The sequence below is a fragment of the Lysobacter sp. F60174L2 genome (assembly GCF_052547135.1).
The window spans coordinates 326,499-345,366 of sequence record NZ_JBQWRA010000001.1 but is presented as its reverse complement, the minus strand read 5'-3'; the positions used below and the strand labels follow the sequence as shown (position 1 = coordinate 345,366).

15 protein-coding genes are annotated in these 18,868 nt (G+C 67.1%); 4 read left to right on the top strand and 11 right to left on the bottom strand.

The window, feature by feature from the left end; all coding sequences use genetic code 11:
• Positions 1-11: 11 nt before the first annotated feature.
• The 6 genes from ACT9AS_RS01540 to ACT9AS_RS01515 form a co-directional block, all read right to left on the bottom strand.
• On the bottom strand, positions 12-431 hold the full coding sequence (locus ACT9AS_RS01540; RefSeq protein WP_445098359.1) for a hypothetical protein: 420 nt from the start codon (positions 429-431) through the stop codon (positions 12-14).
• Positions 432-493: 62 nt separating this feature from the next.
• Positions 494-1,123, bottom strand: coding sequence for a hypothetical protein (locus ACT9AS_RS01535; protein ID WP_445098358.1), 630 nt, complete (start codon positions 1,121-1,123; stop codon positions 494-496).
• Between the two features lie 174 nt (positions 1,124-1,297).
• Positions 1,298-1,723: a hypothetical protein gene (locus ACT9AS_RS01530; protein WP_445098357.1), complete on the bottom strand. Its 426-nt coding sequence runs from the start codon at positions 1,721-1,723 to the stop codon at positions 1,298-1,300.
• A gap of 229 nt (positions 1,724-1,952) precedes the next feature.
• Positions 1,953-2,351, bottom strand: a complete 399-nt coding sequence (locus ACT9AS_RS01525; protein ID WP_445098356.1) for a GFA family protein — start codon at positions 2,349-2,351, stop codon at positions 1,953-1,955.
• Positions 2,352-2,761: 410 nt separating this feature from the next.
• Entirely contained in the window at positions 2,762-3,586 is an 825-nt protein-coding gene (locus ACT9AS_RS01520; RefSeq protein WP_445098355.1) for a hypothetical protein, read from the bottom strand.
• Between the two features lie 218 nt (positions 3,587-3,804).
• Positions 3,805-6,510 (bottom strand): alpha-amylase family glycosyl hydrolase, encoded by a 2,706-nt coding sequence (locus ACT9AS_RS01515; protein WP_445098354.1) that lies wholly within the window; start codon positions 6,508-6,510, stop codon positions 3,805-3,807.
• 235 nt (positions 6,511-6,745) lie between these two features.
• Here ACT9AS_RS01515 and ACT9AS_RS01510 point away from each other — a divergent pair, with 235 nt between their 5' ends.
• Complete coding sequence (locus tag ACT9AS_RS01510) at positions 6,746-9,556, top strand: TonB-dependent receptor (protein WP_445098353.1); 2,811 nt, start codon at positions 6,746-6,748, stop codon at positions 9,554-9,556.
• A gap of 261 nt (positions 9,557-9,817) precedes the next feature.
• Positions 9,818-11,245, top strand: coding sequence for a solute:sodium symporter family transporter (locus tag ACT9AS_RS01505; protein ID WP_445098352.1), 1,428 nt, complete (start codon positions 9,818-9,820; stop codon positions 11,243-11,245).
• A 116-nt stretch (positions 11,246-11,361) separates the two neighbouring features.
• Here ACT9AS_RS01505 and eda read toward each other — a convergent pair whose 3' ends face one another.
• From eda to zwf, 5 genes are read right to left on the bottom strand one after another with little or no spacing between them, the layout of a single operon-like run.
• Positions 11,362-12,021 (bottom strand): bifunctional 4-hydroxy-2-oxoglutarate aldolase/2-dehydro-3-deoxy-phosphogluconate aldolase, encoded by a 660-nt coding sequence (eda, locus tag ACT9AS_RS01500; RefSeq protein WP_445098351.1) that lies wholly within the window; start codon positions 12,019-12,021, stop codon positions 11,362-11,364.
• On the bottom strand, positions 12,014-13,012 hold the full coding sequence (gene glk, locus ACT9AS_RS01495; protein ID WP_445098350.1) for a glucokinase: 999 nt from the start codon (positions 13,010-13,012) through the stop codon (positions 12,014-12,016). The genes eda and glk overlap by 8 nt, the downstream gene beginning before the upstream one ends.
• A complete protein-coding gene (gene edd / locus ACT9AS_RS01490; RefSeq protein ID WP_445098349.1) occupies positions 13,009-14,940 on the bottom strand; it encodes a phosphogluconate dehydratase in 1,932 nt (643 codons plus the stop codon). Before edd ends, glk begins: the two co-directional genes overlap by 4 nt.
• Positions 14,940-15,644 (bottom strand): 6-phosphogluconolactonase, encoded by a 705-nt coding sequence (pgl, locus tag ACT9AS_RS01485; protein WP_445098348.1) that lies wholly within the window; start codon positions 15,642-15,644, stop codon positions 14,940-14,942. Before pgl ends, edd begins: the two co-directional genes overlap by 1 nt.
• 22 nt (positions 15,645-15,666) lie before the next feature.
• Positions 15,667-17,145: a glucose-6-phosphate dehydrogenase gene (gene zwf, locus ACT9AS_RS01480; RefSeq protein WP_445098347.1), complete on the bottom strand. Its 1,479-nt coding sequence runs from the start codon at positions 17,143-17,145 to the stop codon at positions 15,667-15,669.
• A gap of 258 nt (positions 17,146-17,403) precedes the next feature.
• Here zwf and ACT9AS_RS01475 point away from each other — a divergent pair, with 258 nt between their 5' ends.
• Complete coding sequence (locus ACT9AS_RS01475; RefSeq protein WP_445098346.1) at positions 17,404-17,985, top strand: Ax21 family protein; 582 nt, start codon at positions 17,404-17,406, stop codon at positions 17,983-17,985.
• A gap of 173 nt (positions 17,986-18,158) precedes the next feature.
• A complete protein-coding gene (locus ACT9AS_RS01470; protein ID WP_445098345.1) occupies positions 18,159-18,752 on the top strand; it encodes a hypothetical protein in 594 nt (197 codons plus the stop codon).
• Positions 18,753-18,868: the final 116 nt, after the last annotated feature.

The window sequence follows — 18,868 nt, the reverse complement described above, 5'->3', positions numbered from 1 at the left end:
GCGGGATCCGGCTATACCAACCAGCCGCGCGCAATACCCTTGCGGCCGAGCAGGACCAGCCCGATCCCGACCGCAAGCACGATGGCCTGCATGATTACCGCCATGGGCCCAGCCAGGCTCGCACCGTCCGCGAGCACGAACAGTCCGTAGTCCTGGGCGAGAATGCCGGCCAATGACAACAGCAGCAGCACGAACGCCCACTTCCTGCCCAGCAGCAGCCCGACGCAACCAAGCGCGCCGCCGATCACCGCAACCGCGGTTGCCACCACCGCCCACCCCGGCCGCGCCGCATACAGTGCCTGCTGCGCCTCGGGAAGCGCGGCGACATCCTCGGGCGTCATGCGCAGGTCCATGGCGAACGCCAGGCAACCGAGCAGGTTCCAGAGCAGGGCGATCACGGCAACCACCTTGAACCACTTTGGTGTATTCATCGATTTTCTCCGCAATGAAGAATTGCTGCAGCGAACGCTGCGTCAAACCGCAACCTTGACCATCACTCGGCAACAGATGAGGGCAGGACGTTCTGGATAACGTTTCCCTCCGCATCCAGCACGCTGAACTTCGCCTGGCCGTCAGGCTCGACCTGCATCAGGAGACGCTTGTTGCCGTCCGCGTCCATCAGGGCAAGTGTCGCGATGCCGTCCTCGCCGCGTCCCAGCCAGATCCGGCGGTTGACCTCGGATCCACTCGGGCTGTCGGCAACGGACAGCCCGGCGAATTTGTTCTTGCTGTCGTCGACTCCATAGAGGGACACGATCTGGTTGGACTCGTATTTGTCGAAGGACAGGCTTACTCCCGAATCGACGACTTCGCCCTCGGCGTTGCGATGCCCGCCGAAGATGAGGCCGCCGACCTCGGAGCCCTCGTCGTTGTAGAACAGCATGCCCGCCTGGCTGCGGTCGAGCGCGCGTTCTTCGCTGCGAACGATGATGCCCGGGATCAGGTCATGGTTCGATATGACCATCCGGAGCGTTCCGTCCGGCTCGACGACGTTGAGTCGTTCCACCGTGAGTTCGCGAAAATCCCCGGTCCTCCATGGCCCAAAGGCCAACAGCGCAGTGGCGGCGAAGGCTACGGTCAGGACGCCCGAGTAAAGCACGAGGAACTGCTGCGATCGCTGCATTGCGGTGTCTTCTCCATAAGATTGAGAGCCAGTGCGCCGTCGGTCGAGCGTATTCTCCGACGCTACCTTTCGCATAATGAATCGTGGGCGCGCGCGAGCCAATAGCGTAGATGCAACACCCACGCCACCCGGAAAGGAAGATGGGCAGACTAGAAGGGATTCCAGATACTGAGCTCACTTGCGCGGAACCGGAGTGACCTTGTTGATCTCGCAGCCACGCTCGAATGCACGAGTAGCCCAGACTCCCATTCTGGAGAGGCCCTGCGACGAGTAGTCCAGTAACACCACCTTGTCACCCGGATGCCCGCATACCGCCGCTCCCCCGCTCCTGGACACCAACCGGATGGAATGTGCACTGGCCAGATCGGAGCAGGTTTCCACGGTCTCGACCCGGTAGTAACGGTGCCCGGCATGCCGCAGCGGCGATACCTCGACCAACAGCCCCTCCCCGTCCTTGCTCCACCCGCGCAGAAAGCGGGCGTCGACGCAGTAGTCGGTGGTGCCGCGGATATCCCGCCAGTGGTGTTCCCGGGCCTCGACCCGATCCAACGTCACCGGCGGTTCCGCTTGTGCCTCGCGCGCAGGCGGCTGCTGCGCCATGGACGGATGTAGCCACACCAGTAGCCACGCGCAAATGGCTGCGCGGGTTGGGACGTTGACATAGAAGCGTGCGAGAGACACCGGTTGGGCGCTAGTACCTGAGTTGAGCCGGCTTGCGTAGTGGAGTCAAAGTCATGGCAAGCCTTTTCTGCCATGGCCTTGGTGGAACGAAGCAAGTCCCAGTTGAACGAATTGTTTGGCCGCGTCACAGCCCGTGGCAATGGACCATCTAAGGCACTGTATCGAATTTGTCGAGTTGATCGGTAATCTCAAACCAGGGTGCCTTTGACGCTGCGAATATGTGCACGTCAGGTCGCTGGGTCGGCGCATCATCGAGGATGCCAAGGCGGACGATGTATCTTCCGAGCTTGACTTTCTTTGAAAATAAACTTGATCCGCAGCTCCTACAGAAGCCTAGAACTGTCTCTTCAGACTTGCTGTAGTAGGACACAAATTCTTCACCCGAAGCGATTGAAAAATCCTCAGGACTCACAAGTGCGCCTGTGGCAAATGCCGAACCGGACCATTTTCGACATTCGGAGCAATGACAGTAGCCGACAAAGCCGAAGTTATCTGATACTTGAATTTTCACGCTCCCGCACAGGCAGGAGCCAGTTAGATACTTCATGAAGATCCTCGATTGCGTATCGCGAACTGGTCGTGAGCCCCGTTGATGTGACGTTTTCAGTACATGTCAGCAAGTGCGTCGCTTAGGCCTGATGGCCCGAAAATTAATCCGTACACCCGATCCATAACCTTAGCTGCCCGATCCGTACGCTTGCACGAAGTAGTGTGTCTAGTTGCATCAAAATGCGATTCACTCTCCGCAACGCCATTTGGACCGACATACTGCCAGTGATCTGCGTCGTCGCAGCTGCAAGTCCATATTGGACTTCCCACGTTCATTAGCACGATGAGAGCGACGCCAAGGCTCGCTAAAATTGCGCCTGGAATTAACACTAGCCACGTGGTTTGTTTCATTAGGCCTAACACCTGAGTTAAGCCGAGCCGTGAAGCGGCTTCGGCTTGAATGAACTGTTAGGCCTTGTCGGCCGTGAACTCAGCCAAGACGGCTTTAACCGCATTCTCCATTCGCTGTTGATTGGCCTCTAGCCGATCAAGAAGCTTGGCTACGTCTGTAGGTACGCCAATTTCGTTCTTGATTGCAGCCATCAACTTTGCCTGGGTTGGACCAACGTACTCAATCTGCTTCTTAACCGCGCTAACGAAATCGCCTTGGGAAGTGTTGTGCTTGTCCCACGCCTCGTCTCGCTCATTACTGAACTTGGTGTACTGCTCCCGAAAACCTTCAAATGAGCGTTGTAGGGCGGCCATGCGCATGGGGTCTGGGTGACCCGATTCGTTGAGTGCAGTCATCTCGCTATTAACGCGCTGCGCCTCTTGAAAATACTGGTTGTAGAGACGGTCAGCTATGGAAATGTCAGACCGAAGTTCATGGAGGGGCTTGGCCGCGACCATCAGGTTGAACAAGGACTCGGTAAAGAGAGCCATCAACTCTCCGGCGTGCTCCATGACCTCAGTGCCGCCCACTAGTTGAACCTTGGCCAGTTGTGCGTTCACAACTTGCACTGGCGCCGCAAATTCGGGTGACGTCGGATCCTTGGCCGAAAGCGCCCCTAGGTGGCCTTGTAAGGCGGAGATGTCGCTGTAAAGCTGGAGGTAAATCTCCTTTCGCAGCGTGCCAAGGCGATCCTTTAGCTTTTCACCTGCGTCATGCTCGAGCTGCATCCGCAGCCGCCTAGCCGTGCTCCAGTTTGAAAGTACAACGCCCGCAAGTGAAATGGCCGCGGCAACGATGCCGGACCAGACAACGGTAGGGACGCTCAGGGTTGGAAGTGTCATGTGCGCTGATCTATCCCCCAATGCCTAACACTACGTATACCCCAGAATTGAGGTGTTATCCGATCCTCGTTTGTCGCGGCAACCGCGTCAACCGCAGCCGTGCTGAGTTGCCGCACGCCTCGTTTGAGCGGCTGAGGGATATGCAGCGTAAATGAAGTGATCAGTTATCACTGCGATGCCGGAGGATAACTTCCGACCACGGCCCCCTGTTTTGATGTTTAGTACTGCAGAACCACCGTAGCGGCATCCATCACCCGCGGCTCTTCGGTTTCGCCGCCGCCGAATGTCGCTGGCCCCGCCTCGGGCGCGAGCAGGCGGTATCCGCTGTCGTAGTCCCAGGTGGTGACGTGCAACTTCGCGCCGGCAAGTGAGTCGGGGTTGCCCAGCGCGGTCGCCGGGAGGGTGAAGGTGACGGTGCGCGCAGTGGCGTCGACGTCGATCGCGGCGCCCGGCGTGACCGGGGTGCCTTCGTCGGTGGCGCTGGCGCCCTCGGAACCGAACAGGGCGTTCGACCAGCCGTGGGCGCGCAGGCGGTAGTTCCAGCGCATGTCGCCGGGCAGGTCGGCATGCTGCTGCGGCATCGCGCGCGCGCCGCCGGCGCGGCCGGGAAGCTGCAGGTAGGCGGTGAAGGCGACATGGTCGAAGCCGTTGGCCGGGTTCCATGGCGCGGTGACGTTGCGCATCGTGAGTTCGAACCGCAGCGCGCCGCCGGCGGTCCAGACGCGCACGCGCTCGATGTCGGCCGGGTGCAGGTCTCGCCAGCCGAGGTCGAGCGGGTAGCTGTAGTTGCCGGTCGGGCCGGTGTCGTCGCCACGGGGGTCGGGCTGGTCGACACGCAGTTGCCAGTCGAGGGTGACTCGGAACGGGCGGGCGGCGCTGGTGTGGGTGGTGACGGGATCGAAGGCGACGACGCGGTGTTCTATCGCGGGGTCGGTCATGCCGTCGGTGCGGACGGTGGCGTGCCAGCGGCCATCGGCGTCGGCGCGCACGTCGGTGGCGGCGGCGAGGTTGCCGTCGACGACGAGCTGGAAGGTTTGGCCCGGGCGAGCGGTGCCGCTGAGTTGGAGGTTACCGGTAAGCGTTGGTGCATCACTGGATTCTTGTGTCTGCAGGGGAGCAATGGTCAACGCGGACGACGCGGTTGCGGTGGTCGACGTCGAGGGCGATCCCGGCAGCACGGCCGGGGTGGGCACTGATGCCGGCGAGGACGCCACGCCGCCCCACTCCACCCGCCACACCTGCCCGCTGCGCGGCGGCAGCACCAGCGTCACTTCGTCGTCGGCGCCAACAACGAGGTCTTCCGGCGCACCGTCGATGCCGAACAGTCCTCGCAGCAGGGTTCCCGCCGGCAACCCGGTGTCGAGGTGGCTGAGTAACGCCGGGTGCTCGGCGCTGTTGAGCACGACCACGGCGGCATCGCCCTCATGGTCGGTGCGCCACGCGATCGCACCGGCGCCGGCCGAATCGTCGGCAAGCACGGTCGGGGTGCCGCGCGAGAATAGCCTGTGCTCGCGGCGCAGGGCGATCGCGCGTTGCAGGTAGCGGTACAGCGGCGCTTCGGTGTCGAAGTGGTCGCGGCCACCGCTGCCGACGCCGCCGGCGAACATCGATGCACGGCGTTCGCTGAAGCCCTGTTCGGTGCCGTAGTAGATCACCGGGATGCCGGGCAGGGTCAGCATCGCCAGCAAGGCCTGCTTGAGTCCGGCGCTGTCGCTGCCGGCGAGGAAGCGGTCGACGTCGTGGTTGTCGATGAAGCTCGGCATGCGGTGCGGGTCGGCGTGCAGCGCCAGCATCGACTCGATGCGGTGGCGCAGCTCGGCGGTCGGCCGGCCGCGCGCGAACACGTCGCCGAGGCTGCCGTACAACGGGAAGTTGATCATCGACGGCAGCCCGCCGGGCACGCGCATGTAGCTGTCGAGCTTGCGCGCCTGGGTGTCGTCGAACGGCTTGTCGCTGCCGAAACCTTCGCCGAACGACAGGAAGTCGTCGCGGCCGGTCGCCGCGGCGACGCGCGCCATGCCGGGTGCGTCGGCGTCGTCGCTGTGCAGGAAGTCGGGGAAGAAATCGGCCGGCACGTGGAACGCGGTGTCGACCCGGAAGGCGTCGACGCCGACCTCGCGGATCCAGTGGCCGTAGGCCGCGCGCAGGGCGTCGCGCACGTCCGGGTTTTCGGTGTCGAGGTCGTCGAGGCCGGCGAGTACGAAGTCGAGTTCCTGCCGGCGCTCGGTAAAGTCGGTGATCTCCGGCGTCCAGTGGTAGATCGCCCCGGCGCGCTGTTCCGGGTCGCGCGCGTCGTTGCGGTCGAACGGCGGTTGCAGCGGCGCGGTGCGTCCGCGCGCGTCGGCGCGGACGCTGCAGTCGCGCGCCGGGTCGAGCGCGCCGTCGTCGCCGGGCTTGCAGTCGAGGTAATCGGCGACGTGGTTCACCACCACGTCCTGCACCAGGTACATGCCGCGGCCGTGCAACGCGCGCGACAGCGCCTGGTAGTCGGCCAGCGTGCCGTAGTGCGCATCGACCGCGCCGAAGTCCGACGCCCAGTAGCCGTGGTAACCGCTGTAGCTGCCGCCCGGGTTCCACCACTGGTTGGCGACCGGCGGGGTGATCCAGACCGCGGTCGCGCCGAGACTCTTTATATAGTCGAGCCGCCGGGTGATGCCCGGGATGTCGCCGCCGCTGTAATGCGACGGGTCCGTCGGGTCGTACTCGTCGACGCCCTGGTCGTTGTTGCCGGGTTGCGCGTCGTCGAAACGGTCGATCATCGCGAAGTAGATGACCTGATCGCGCCAGTCCGGCGACGGCACGTGCAGCTTGCCGGGCTCCGTCGGGGCGGCCTGCGCGACGACGCCCGCGGTCGCGGCGACCAGCGCCAGCGCGAGGGCGAGCGCACCGCGGCGCAACGGGAACGAAACCTGGCTGGCCTGCATGGAACTCTCCTGCGCGGATGACGCCGCGTCGCCGCCGGGCGGCACCGACGCGGCCCCGGTTCACTATTCCACAGCGTCGTGACCGGCTTTCGCGACGCGCCCGCGGCCCGCCATGAATACGTTTGCAGGCCAATTTGTGCAGGGAGTGCTGCGACTACCATCGATCTGCGCTACGGGACGGCCTTCGTTCCAGGCCGCAAAACCCATCGCAGCAACCCGAGTACCGGAGGGGGAGATGTTGAAATTGAAGCGCAACCTGTTGAGCGTGGCACTGGCCTCGGCGACCCTGATGGTCGCGGCCGGCGCCCACGCGCAGTCCATCGACCCGACCAATGCTGCAGAGGCGGCCACCCGGGCGCAGACCGCCGAAGTGCAGGCCGCCGAAGCGCGCAAGCAGGCAGCTGAAGCCGAGACGCAGGCGGCCCGGGCCCGCGCGCAGGCCGCGGATGCCGAGGCGGCCGCGACCAACCTGGACCGCGTCACCGTCACCGGCATCCGCGCCGGCATCGAGAACGCGATCGAGACCAAGCGCACCTCCAGCTCGATCGTCGAGTCGATCTCCGCCGAGGACATCGGCAAGTTGCCCGACCTGTCGATCGCCGAGTCGATCGCGCGCCTGCCCGGCCTGACCGCGCAGCGCGTCGCCGGCCGCGCGTCGACCATCAGCATCCGCGGGCTGGCCGAAAACTTCGGCACCACCCTGCTCAACGGCCGCGAGCAGGTCAGCGTCGGCCACAACCGCGGCGTCGAGTTCGACCAGTACCCGTCCGAGTTGATCAGCGCGGTCACCGTCTACAAGACGCCCGACGCGTCGCTGGTCGGCCAGGGCCTGTCGGGCACGGTCGACCTGCAGACGGTGCGCCCGCTGGCGTTCCCGGACCGGGTGATCTCGCTCAACGTGCGCGGCGAGCGCAACTCGCTGGGCGAGCTCAACGATGGCTACGACGCCAACGGCTACCGCGTCAGCGGGTCGTACATCGACCAGTTCGCCGACAACACCATCGGTGTGGCGATCGGCTACGCGCGGATGGATTCGCCCGGCCAAGCCGAGCGCTGGGAATCGTGGGGCTATCCGACCGACAACGGCGGCGCGCCCGGCAGCTTCCTGATCGGCGGCAGCAAGTCGCAGGCTTCGTCGGTCGAGAACGTCCGCGACGGCCTGATGGCGGTGGTCGAGTACAAGCCCAATGACACCTACTCCTCGGTGGTGGATGCGTACTACTCCACCTTCGACAAGTCCGAGACGCTGCGCTTCATGGAGACCGGCCTGGCCTGGGGCGCCGGCACCAGCCTCAGCAACGCGGTGATCGTCGACGGCTCGGTGATGTCGGGCACTTTCTCGGGCGTGCGCCCGGTGATCCGCAACGACAAGAACACCCAGGACGACGAAATCTTCGCCGCCGGCTGGCGCAACGAGTTCAACTTCGGCGCCGACTGGTCGGCCATCGCCGACATCAGCTACTCCAAGGCCGAGCGCTCGGAGATGCTGCTGGAGACCTATGCCGGTCTCGGCCACCACACGGGCCCCCGCACCGACACCGTCGACTTCGTGATCGACCGCAGCACCGGCCTGCCTCAATTCAGCTACGGCGAGGATTACGGCGACGCATCCAACCTGGTCCTCACCGACCCGGCCAACTGGGGCCAGAACGGCTTCATCAAGTACCCCGGGGTCGAGGACGAGCTGACCTCGCTGCGCCTGGGCGCGACCCGCAACTTCGCGTCGGGCATCTTCAGCAGCGTCGAGTTCGGCATCAACCACGCCGACCGCGAGAAGCTGCGCAAGAGCGGCTTCGAAGGCTTCCTGCGGCTGCCCGGCGGCGCGCTGGAGATGGCGATCCCGACCGACATGCTGACCGGCAACGCCGACCTGGGCTTCACCGGCATCCCCGGCATGGTCGGTTACGACATCGACCGCGTGCTCGGCCTGTACGACATCGAGCAGCACGTCCACCAGGACATTGCCAACAAGAACTGGGTGGTAAACGAAAAGATCACCACCGGCTACGTGCAGATGAACATCGACGCCGACCTGGACGACGGGTTCTGGCTGAGCGGCAACGTCGGCGTGCAGGTGGTGCGTACCGACCAGGCCTCGGACGGCTACATCGTGCCGTTCGGCGATGCGGCCACGCCGATCGCGCTGGAAGGCGGCGACGAGTACACCGACATCCTGCCGAGCCTCAACCTCGCGCTGGCGATGCCGCACGACCAGAAACTGCGCTTCGGCCTCGGCCAGCAGATGGCGCGGCCGCGCATGGACGACCTGCGCGCCAACCAGAACGTCAGCGTCCGCACCGACCGGGTGCCGGGCGGCGAGTGGACCGGCAGCGGCGGCAACCCCGAGTTGCAGCCGTGGCGCGCGACCGCGCTGGACCTGTCGTACGAGAAGTACTTCGGCGGCCGCGGCTACTTCTCGCTGGCCGGCTTCCACAAGGACCTGCAGTCGTACATCTACAACCAGACCGTGGCCTACGACTTCACCGGCTACGACCCGCGCGAGTTCGACCCGGCCTCGCCGATCGGCGAATTCACCACCCCGGAGAACGGCGAGGGCGGCAGCCTGTACGGTTTCGAGACCGCGCTGTCGGTGCCGCTGGACCTGCTGTGGCAGCCGCTCGACGGTTTCGGGCTGATCACCAGCTACTCCAAGACCAAGAGCGCGATCGAGCCGCTCGGTCCGGGCGGTGGCAACGAGCCGCTGCCGGGCCTGTCGGAGGAGGTCTCCAACATCACCCTGTACTACGAGAAGAGCGGCTTCTCGACCCGGGTCAGCCAGCGCCACCGTTCGCCGTTCCTCGGCGAGGTGCAGGGCTTCGGCGGCGACCGCCAGAAGCGCTACATCGACAGCGAGGACATCGTCGACTTCCAGGTCGGTTACTCGTTCGCCGACGGCACGCAACTGCAGGGCCTGTCGCTGCTGCTGCAGGTCAACAACATCACCAACGAGCCGTACCGCGAGTACTACCCCACCTCCGGCAACCTGCCGCAGATGTACAACGAGTACGGCCGCCAGGTCTTGCTGGGCGCCAGCTACAAGTTCTGACCGTCGGACCCCCGTGGTTGGATACCCCGCCCCCTGTCGGCTCGCGCCGGCGGGGGGTTTTTTTTTGGGTGGTCGATGATGGTTTCCTTGTAGGAGCGACGTAAGTCGCGATTTCCTCGCCGCCCGGGATCGCGTGCGGTCGCGACTTACGTCGCTCCTACATTCCGGACGCTGTATACGTATTCAACCGGGCGGCGGCCATGTTGCACTGCGGCTCCGGGATAGCGTGGCGCGATCACTCGCCGGAGGGGAGACCGGACGTTGGACTCGAATGCTCTGCAGGTTTCGGTATTCGTCGCATTGACCGCGCTGGTCGCGCTGCTGACCTGGTGGCGCTGCCGCCGCGAGGTGCGCAGCGCCAATGCGTCGCGCGACTACTTCCTCGCTGGCGGCACCCTGGCGTGGCCGTTCATCGCCGGCTCGCTGCTGCTGACCAACATCAGCGCCGAGCAGATCGTCGGCATGAACGGCGCGCAGATGATGCTGGTGGCGTGGTGGGAATTCGGCGCCGCCGCCGGCCTGCTGGTGCTCGCGCACGTGCTGGTGCCGATGTACTACAAGCACAACTGCACCACGACCACCGAGCTGCTGGAGAAGCGCTTGGGCGACCCGGCGTTGCGGCGGGTGGTGTCGGTGCTGTTCCTGCTCGGCTACATGTTCATCCTGCTGCCGGTGGTGCTGTACACCGGCGCGGTGTTCATGAAATCGATGTTCGGGCTGCAGATGCCGGTGCTGCTGATCGCCGCGCTGTTCGCGCTCGGCGGGCTGGCCTATGCGGCGTTCGGCGGGCTGCGCGCGATCGCGATTTCCGACACCTACAACGGCCTCGGCCTGCTGGTGATGGGCGTGGCGGTGACGCTGTTCGCGATGGCCGCGATCGACTGGGACCTGTCGGGCATCCCGGCCGAGCGCTGGACCCTGGTCGGCGACGGCGACTCCGACATCCCGTGGCACACGCTGCTGACCGGGATGGTGTTCATCCACATCTTCTACTGGGGCACCAACATGGTGATCGCCCAGCGCGCGATGGCGGCCAAGTCGATCCGCGAGGCGCAGAAGGGCATCTACGCGGCGGCGGCGTTCAAGCTGCTGACGCCTCTGGTGGTGATCGTGCCGGGGGTGATCGCCTACAAGCTGTACGGCGATGTCGGCGACGTGGCCTACGGGCGGCTGGTCGGCGACGTGTTGCCGCCGTGGCTGTCGGGTGCGTTCGCGGCGGTGATAACGGGTGCGGTGCTGTCGAGCTTCAATTCGTGTCTGAACTCGGCGTCGGCGTTGTACACCTGCGACATCCACCTGGCCAAGGTCGATCCGGACGCGGATGTGAAGCGGATCGGGCAGTGGGTGGCGGTGGTGTTCACCGTGGTGTCGGTGGCGATGGTGCCGCTGTACCAGCATGCGCAGAGCATCATCGCGACGCTGCAGCAGCTCAACGGGCTCTATTCGATGCCGGTGCTGGCGGCGTTCGTGGTGGCGGTGGTGTTCAAGCGCATCGATTCGCGCGCGGTGCGGATCGGGCTGGTGTTCGGCGTGGTGTTGTATGCGGTGTTCACGTTCGCTTGGACGCCGCTGCACTACATCCACCTGATGTTCATCACGCTGGTGGCGACGGTGCTGGTGACGTGGGGGCTGAGCCGGGTGCTGGAGGGGCGGGGGACGCGCGCGATGAAGGGCGTCGAGGCGGCCTGATGCCGGTCCGCGCCGCGGACTTCCTCGTTGCTCGGCTTCCCTTCGTTGTAGGAGCGACGTAAGTCGCGATTTCACGGCGATCCCGGGTGGTATGGAAATCGCGACTTACGTCGCTCCTACATTTCCTTCTTTGCGGCGGCTTGCGCGAGGGTGCGGATGCGGTCCCAGTCGCGGGACGCCAGTGCATCCTTCGGCACCATCCAGGAGCCGCCGACGGTAACCACGTTGGCCAATGCGCGGTAACGCGGGGCGGAGGTCACGTCGATGCCGCCGGTGGGACAGAACTTCGCTTGCGGGAAGGGGCCGGCGAACGATTTCAAGGCGGCGATGCCACCGGCGGCTTCGGCCGGAAAGAACTTGAAGCGGCGATGGCCGTGTTCGAGGCCGCGCATCAGTTCGCTGGCGGTGGCGATGGCGGGGATCCACGGAATCGTAATGCCGCGGGCGGCGATGTACAGCGCGTCGGTGGCGCCGGGCGAGATCGCGAATGCGGCGCCGGCGGCGACCACCGCGTCGAGGTCGGCCGCGGTCAGGACGGTGCCGGCGCCGACGATCGCGTCGGGTACTTCGTCGGCGATGCGGCGGATCGCGGCCAGCGCGGCGTCGGTGCGCAGGGTGACTTCGAGCACCGGCAGTCCCCCTTCGACCAGCGCGCGCGCGAGCGGCACGGCGTCGTCGAGGTGGTCGATCGCCAGCACCGGCAGCACCGGCGCACGGCTCAGGAGTGCGTCGATGCGGTCGACGGCGGTGACGTCCGGCACGGCCGGGCTATTCATGGGCGACTCCCGCCTTGCTGCCCCGGCGCAACGCGACGGCCGCGCCGAGCAGTCCGGGGTTGGGATGGGTGACGACCTGGACCGAGACCGATTCCAGGTAGGCGGCGAAGCGGCCCTTGGACAGGAACCGCTCGCGGAACGCGCTGCTGCGCAGGAACGGCACGAAGCGCGGGATGATGCCGCCGGCGATCATCACCGTGCGCGCGCCGTGGATCAGCGCGACATCACCGGCGACGCTGCCGAGGATCCCGCAGAACCGCGCGAGTGCGCGTCGTGCGAACGCATCGTGACCGTCAAGTGCGGCGGCGACCACCGCGGCGGGGTCGCGCAGGTCGCTCACGCCGCCGGTGGCGTCGACCGTGCCGCGCAGCACGGCGTCGATGCAGGCCAGGCCGCTGCCCGACAGCAGGCGTTCGTAGGAGACGCGGCCGTGGCGCGCGTTCAACCAGCGCGCGATCGCCTGCTCCTCGTCGCCGAGCGGGGCGAAGCTGACGTGGCCACCCTCGGTCTCGACCGCGTGCCAGCCGTGGTCACCGGTGGCGACCAGCAGGCCGACGCCGAAGCCGGTGCCGGGGCCGAGCACGCTGACCGGGCCATGCAGCCCGGACTGCTCCGGCCCGTACAGCGCGATGCGGTCGTCGGCCTGCAGCGCCGGCACCGACCACGCCACCGCGCCGAAGTCGTTCAGCAGCAGCAGTTCGTCGAGGCCGAGCGACTGGCGCAGCTCGTTGCGACTGAACGACCACGCGCGGTTGGTCAGGCGGATATCGTCGGTGTTGACCGGGCAGGCCAGCGCGATGGCGGCGCGACGCGGCTGCACGCCGACCGATTGCAGGTAGTGCTCGGCGGCATGCTGCAGGCTGGCGAAGTCGGCGTTCTCCAGCGATTGCGACTGCAGCAGCTGTGGGGTCGTCGCGGTTGGGTCGGTCAGGGCGAAGCGTGCGTTGGTGCCGCCGATGTCGGCGATCAGTTCAAGCTCGGCCGCACTCATGCATCGACCTCCGCGCCGGGCAGCGGGTGGATGCCGGGCTGGTGCGGCAGCGGTTCGGCGCCACCGGTTCCGGCCGCCGCGTCGGCGTGCGTGGCCGCGACACCGCCGGGCAGGCCCGCGAACAGGCTGCAGGCGCCCTGCTCTGCGGTGCCGGCATTGGCGCGCATCAGGCCGAACAGCTCGCGGCCGAGGCCGACCTGGCTGTCCGGTCGCAACGCGTTCGACAGCGGACGCGCCTGCAGTTCCGCCGCGTCGATCCGCAACTCCATCACGCCGGCTTCGGCGTCGAGGTGGACCAGGTCGCCGTCGCGCACGCGTGCGATCACACCGGCGTCGGCCGCTTCCGGGGTCACGTGGATCGCCGCCAGCACCTTGCCGGACGCGCCGGACATGCGGCCGTCGGTCAGCAGCGCGACTTTCTGGCCGCGGTCCTGCATCACGCCCAGGGTCGGGGTCAGCTTGTGCAACTCGGGCATGCCGTTGGCGCGGGGGCCCTGGCCGCGCAGGACGACGACGAGATCGCCCTTGAGCTGGCCGGCCTGGAACGCGTCGATGACCGCGTCCTGCGATTCGAACACCCGCGCCGGCGCGGTGATCGCGCGGTGCTCGGGCGCGACCGCGGAGATCTTGACGATCGCGCGGCCGAGGTTGCCGGCCAGCCGGCGCAGGCCGCCTTCGCTGTCGAACGGCAACGTGGCGCCGCGCAGCACGTCGGGGTCGAGCGAGGCGGTCGGCGGGTCGCGCCAGCGCAGCGTCAGGTCGTCCAGGTACGGCTCCATCGCCTGCTGGCGCAGGTCGCCGCCGTGCACGCAGCGGATGTCGGGATGCAGCAGGCCGGCGTCGAGCAGTTCGCGGATCGCGAAGCCCATGCCGCCGGCGGCGTGGAAATGGTTCACGTCGGCGCTGCCGTTGGGGTAGATGCGGGTCAGCAGCGGGGTCGCCTTCGACAGCTCGTCGAGGTCGTCCCAGTCGATCAGCACGCCGGCCGCGCGCGCGACCGCGACCAGGTGGATCGCGTGGTTGGTCGAGCCACCGGTCGCGGCCAGGCCGACCATCGCGTTGACCAGCGCCTTCTCGTCGACCGTGTGCGCGAGCGGAATGTACTCGCTGCCCAGCGCGGTGATGCGCAGCGCCTGCTCGGTCGCCGCCACCGTCAGCGCGTCGCGCAGCGGCGTGCCCGGATTGACGAAGGCGGTGCCGGGCATGTGCAGGCCCATCACCTCCATCAGCATCTGGTTGGAGTTGGCGGTGCCGTAGAACGTGCAGGTGCCGGGGCCGTGGTAGCTGCGCGACTCGGCGTCCAGGAGTTCGGCGCGGCTGGCCTTGCCCTCGGCGAAGCGCTGGCGCACCGCGGCCTTCTCCTTGTTCGGCAGGCCCGAGGTCATCGGCCCGGCCGGCACGAAGATCACCGGCAGGTGGCCGAAGCTCAACGCGCCGATCAGCAGGCCGGGCACGATCTTGTCGCACACGCCCATCAGCAGCGCGGCGTCGAACATGTCGTGCGACAGCGCGACCGCGGTCGCCAGCGCGATGGTGTCGCGCGAGAACAGCGACAGCTCCATGCCGTCGCGACCCTGGGTGACGCCGTCGCACATCGCCGGCACGCCGCCGGCGACCTGCGCGGTGCCGCCGGCCGCGCGCGCGGCGGCGCGGATCAGGCTCGGGTACGGCTCCAGCGGCTGGTGCGCGGAGAGCATGTCGTTGTAGGCGGTGACGATGCCGATGTTGCCGGCGTGGCCGTCGCGCAGGGTCGGCTTGTCGTTGCCGGAGGCCGCGAAGCCGTGCGCGAGGTTGCCGCAGGCCAGCTGCATGCGCGCGGGTCCGGCGGCGCGCGCCGCGTCCATCCGTCGCAGGTAATCGGCGCGCGGGCCGCGACTGCGCTCGGTGATGCGTTCGGTGACGCGGGCAATGGCGGGGTGCAGGCTCATCACGGGCTCCAATGTACGTGCAACTGCGCGGTCGCGGCGTGCAGGAAGGCGGCGATCGGATGTTGCAGCAAATCGTGCGATGCGGCGGCGCGACGCAACACCGCGCGCTTGTTCCCGCCGGTGATGACCAGATGCAGCGAACGTGCGCGCAGCAGGCGCGCGGCGGTCAGGGTGATCCGCGGATAGGGTGCCTCGGGCGGCAGCGGCTGCGGGTCGATCCGGCAGGCCTCGACCGGCGACGCCGGATCCAGTGCTTCGGCCAGCCCGGGCACGCCCGGAAACAGCGACGCGGTGTGCGCGTCGGCGCCCATCCCCAGCACCACGGCGTCGAACGGCGCGGGGTGGCGTGCCAGCGTTGCACGCGCGTGGGTTACGGAACGCTCCGGATCGCCATCGGCAGTGGTCAACGCGAGCAGCTCCACGCCCTCGGCCGAGGCGAACGCATTGCCGATCGCCGCGAGGTTGCAGGCCGGGTGGTCGTGCGGCACGCAGCGCTCGTCGGTCGGCACCAGCGTCACCTGCGACCACGGCAGCTCGCCCGTGGCCAGCCGCCGGTACAGCGGCAACGGCGTGCCCCCGCCTCCCAGCGCGAGCCAGGCCTGCCCGCGCGCGGCGAGGGCATTGGCGCAGGTCGCCCGCAGCTGTTGCGCAAGGCTCGCGGCCAGCGCGTCGGCATCGGTGTATTCGTGTTCGACGAAGGCCATCAGCGCGTCTTCCCCGGCATCGTCATTCGCGCCATGCGTGGCCGTGGCGGTCGGTCAGGGTGATCGCGCCGCCCGGCCCCCAGGTGCCGGCCGGATAGGTCTTGGGCACCATGCCGGCGTGGCGCCAGCCATCGTGGATCGCGTCGACCCACTGCCACGCGGCCTCGGTCTCATCGCGGCGCACGAACAGGGTGCCGTTGCCCTCGATCGCGTCGAGGTACAGGCGTTCGTACGACAGCCGGCGCCGGTGCGCGCCGAACTCCTCCTGCATGTCGAGGTCGAGCGCGACCTGCGACAGCTGCAGCCCCGCGCGGTCGAGTCCCGGGGTCTTGCTCATCAAACGCAGCTCGATGCGCTCCTCCGGCTGCAACCGGATCAGCAACGCATTGGGCTGCAGCGCGGTGGCGCCGTGGTCGAAGATCGAGTGCGGCACGCTGCGGAACTGCAGGTAGATCTCGGTGCAGCGCTGCGGCATGCGTTTGCCGGTGCGCAGGTAGAACGGCACGCCCTTCCAGCGCCAGTTGTCGATCCGCGCGCGCAGGGCGACGTAGGTCTCGGTGGTGCTCGGGCGGCCACTGCCGTTGTCGGACAGTTCGTCGCGGTAGCCGGGCACCGCGACGCCATCGACCGCGCCGGGCCCGTACTGGCCGATGACGGTGTCGGCCGCCACCTGCTCGCGACCGATCGCGCGCAGCGAATGCAGCACCTTGATCTTCTCGTTGCGCACCGCGGTCGGCTCGAACTGCGACGGTGGCTCGATCGCGACCAGGCACAGCAACTGCAGCAGGTGGTTCTGCAGCATGTCGCGCATCGCCCCGGAGCCGTCGTAATAGTCGCCGCGACCCTCGACCCCGACCGTCTCGGCGACCGTGATCTGCACCTGCTCGACATGCCGCGCGTTCCACAGCGGCTCGAACAGCGCATTGCCGAAGCGCAGCGCCAGCAGGTTCTGCACGCCCTCCTTGCCGAGGTAGTGGTCGACCCGGAACACGCGCTCCTCGTCGAACACCCGGGCGACGCCGTCGTTGATCCCGATCGCGCTGGCGAGGTCGTGGCCGAGCGGCTTCTCCAGCATCACCCGGGTGCCGGCGCCACCGAGGCCGTGCGCGCCGAGCGCGTCGCAGATCGGCGCGTACCAGCGCGGCGCGGTGCTGAGGTGGTAGACGATGTCGCCGTCGCGCAACCCCGCGATGACGTCGCACAGCGCCTGCATCGACGCCGCGTCGTCCACCGACGCCGCCTGGTAGTGGATGCGCTGCAGCAGCCGCGCCAGGGTGGCGTCGTTGCGTTCGGCGGCCGGCACGTACTGCCCGATCGAAGCGGCGACCAGCGCCTTGAATCCGTCGACGTCCAGGTCGCTGCGCGCGGTACCGAGGATCCGCAGCGCCGGCGGCAGCAGGCCATCGCCCTCCAGGCCGTACAGCGAGGGCAGCAGCATCCGCCGGGCGAGGTCCCCGGTGGCTCCGAAGATGGTCAACAGCGAGGCGGGCGTGCCGTTCATTGCATGGTCCATGTGAGAACGCCCAGCCTAATCAGGTCGGCGGCCGGCCGGTGCTGCATACGTTTGCATGGCGACGCCTGCGGGCGCGCGCCACCCCCGGAAAATCCCGACCCTGAATGGGACGTGTAGTTGCGCAATCCCCGACTATACAATTCAGGCCGGATTTGGGCGCCCCCGGGATACTGCGGGGGCCGGATCGCCACGCCATCCCCCGATACGCGTGGCCCGGACCTTTCATATAAAAGAGGCCCAGACCTTATGAAGAAGTCCTTGCTCGCCCTTCCCCTGATCGCCGCCCTGCCGTTCGCCGCGTCCGCGGCCGATGGCGTGTCCTACAACTATGTCGAAGGCGGCTACATGGCCACCGAGACCGACAGCGGCATCGATGCCGACGGCTGGGCCATCAACGGCTCCGGCGCCATCGCTCCCAACTTCCACGTGTTCGGCGGCTACGCCGGGCAGAAGACCGACGACTTCAACGTCGGCGGCGTGAACTTCGACGGCGTCGACGTCGACCAGATGCGCCTGGGCATCGGCTACAACCACGAGATCTCGCCGAACGCCGACCTGCTGACCCGCGTCGCCTACGAGCGCTCGGAAGACGAGTTCGACAGCTCGCTCGACGGCTACAGCGTCGAGGCCGGCGTGCGTGGCGCGCTGACGCAGAACCTTGAAGGCTACGCGTTGGCCGGCTACGAGGACGGCAGCGACTACGACGGCGACTTCTACGGCCGCGTCGGTGCGCAGGTGAAGTTCAACCCGATGTGGGGCATCAGCGGCGACGTCAAGTTCGTCGACGGCGCCACCCAGTACTTCATCGGCCCGCGCATCACGTTCTAAGCAGTAGCAAGTGCAGTAACCGCGACTTTTCTCTCTCCCCTGATCGTCGCGATCGAAGCCCGGCTCCGGCCGGGCTTTTTTGTGCGCCCGGTTTGTTTATTCGTAAGTGTTTCGTTAAAGTGCGCCGCCGCCCGCACGGCGGATCGCATGACAACCACAGGGAGCAGGAACGCATGAACAAGCAGATCGCACTGGCCATCGCGCTGGCCGCCACGTCATTCGGCGCCGCCGCGGGTGGCGTGGACTACACCTACGTCGAGGGTGGCTACACCCGCATGGACATCGAGGGCGAAGAGGCCGCCGACGGCTTCCAGCTGCGCGCTTCGGCGGCCGTGGCCGAGCACGTCTACCTGCATGGCGGCTACGCCCGCGTCGAGGCCGACGACTACGACATCGAACTCGACGAGAGCCAGCTGGGCGTGGGCCTGCGCTCCGACCTCGGCGAGCGCGCCGACTTCATCGCCGAGCTGGGCTACGTCCGCTACGGGTTCGAGGTCAGCGACGTGCTGGGCGTCAGCGGTTCGGAGTCGATCGACGGCGGCCGCATCAGCGTCGGCGTGCGCGGCCTGCTGGCCGACCGGGTCGAGGGCTGGGCCAAGGCCAGCTACAACGACGGTGGCGATTTCGACGGCTCGTTCTCGGGCCTGGTCGGCGTGCAGGTCAAGTTCAATCCGACCTGGGGCGTGTTCGTCGAGGCCGAGAGCGGCGAGTTGCTCGAGGATGTCGATACCACCAAGTACCTGGTCGGCGTGCGCGCGAGCTTCTGATCGTGGCTGGGTGAAACGAAAAAGCCCGGCTCCGACCGGGCTTTTTTGTGGCGGGCGCGAAAACTCCGCTTCGATGTAGGAGCGACGTAAGTCGCGATTTCACTGACGCCCGGGAT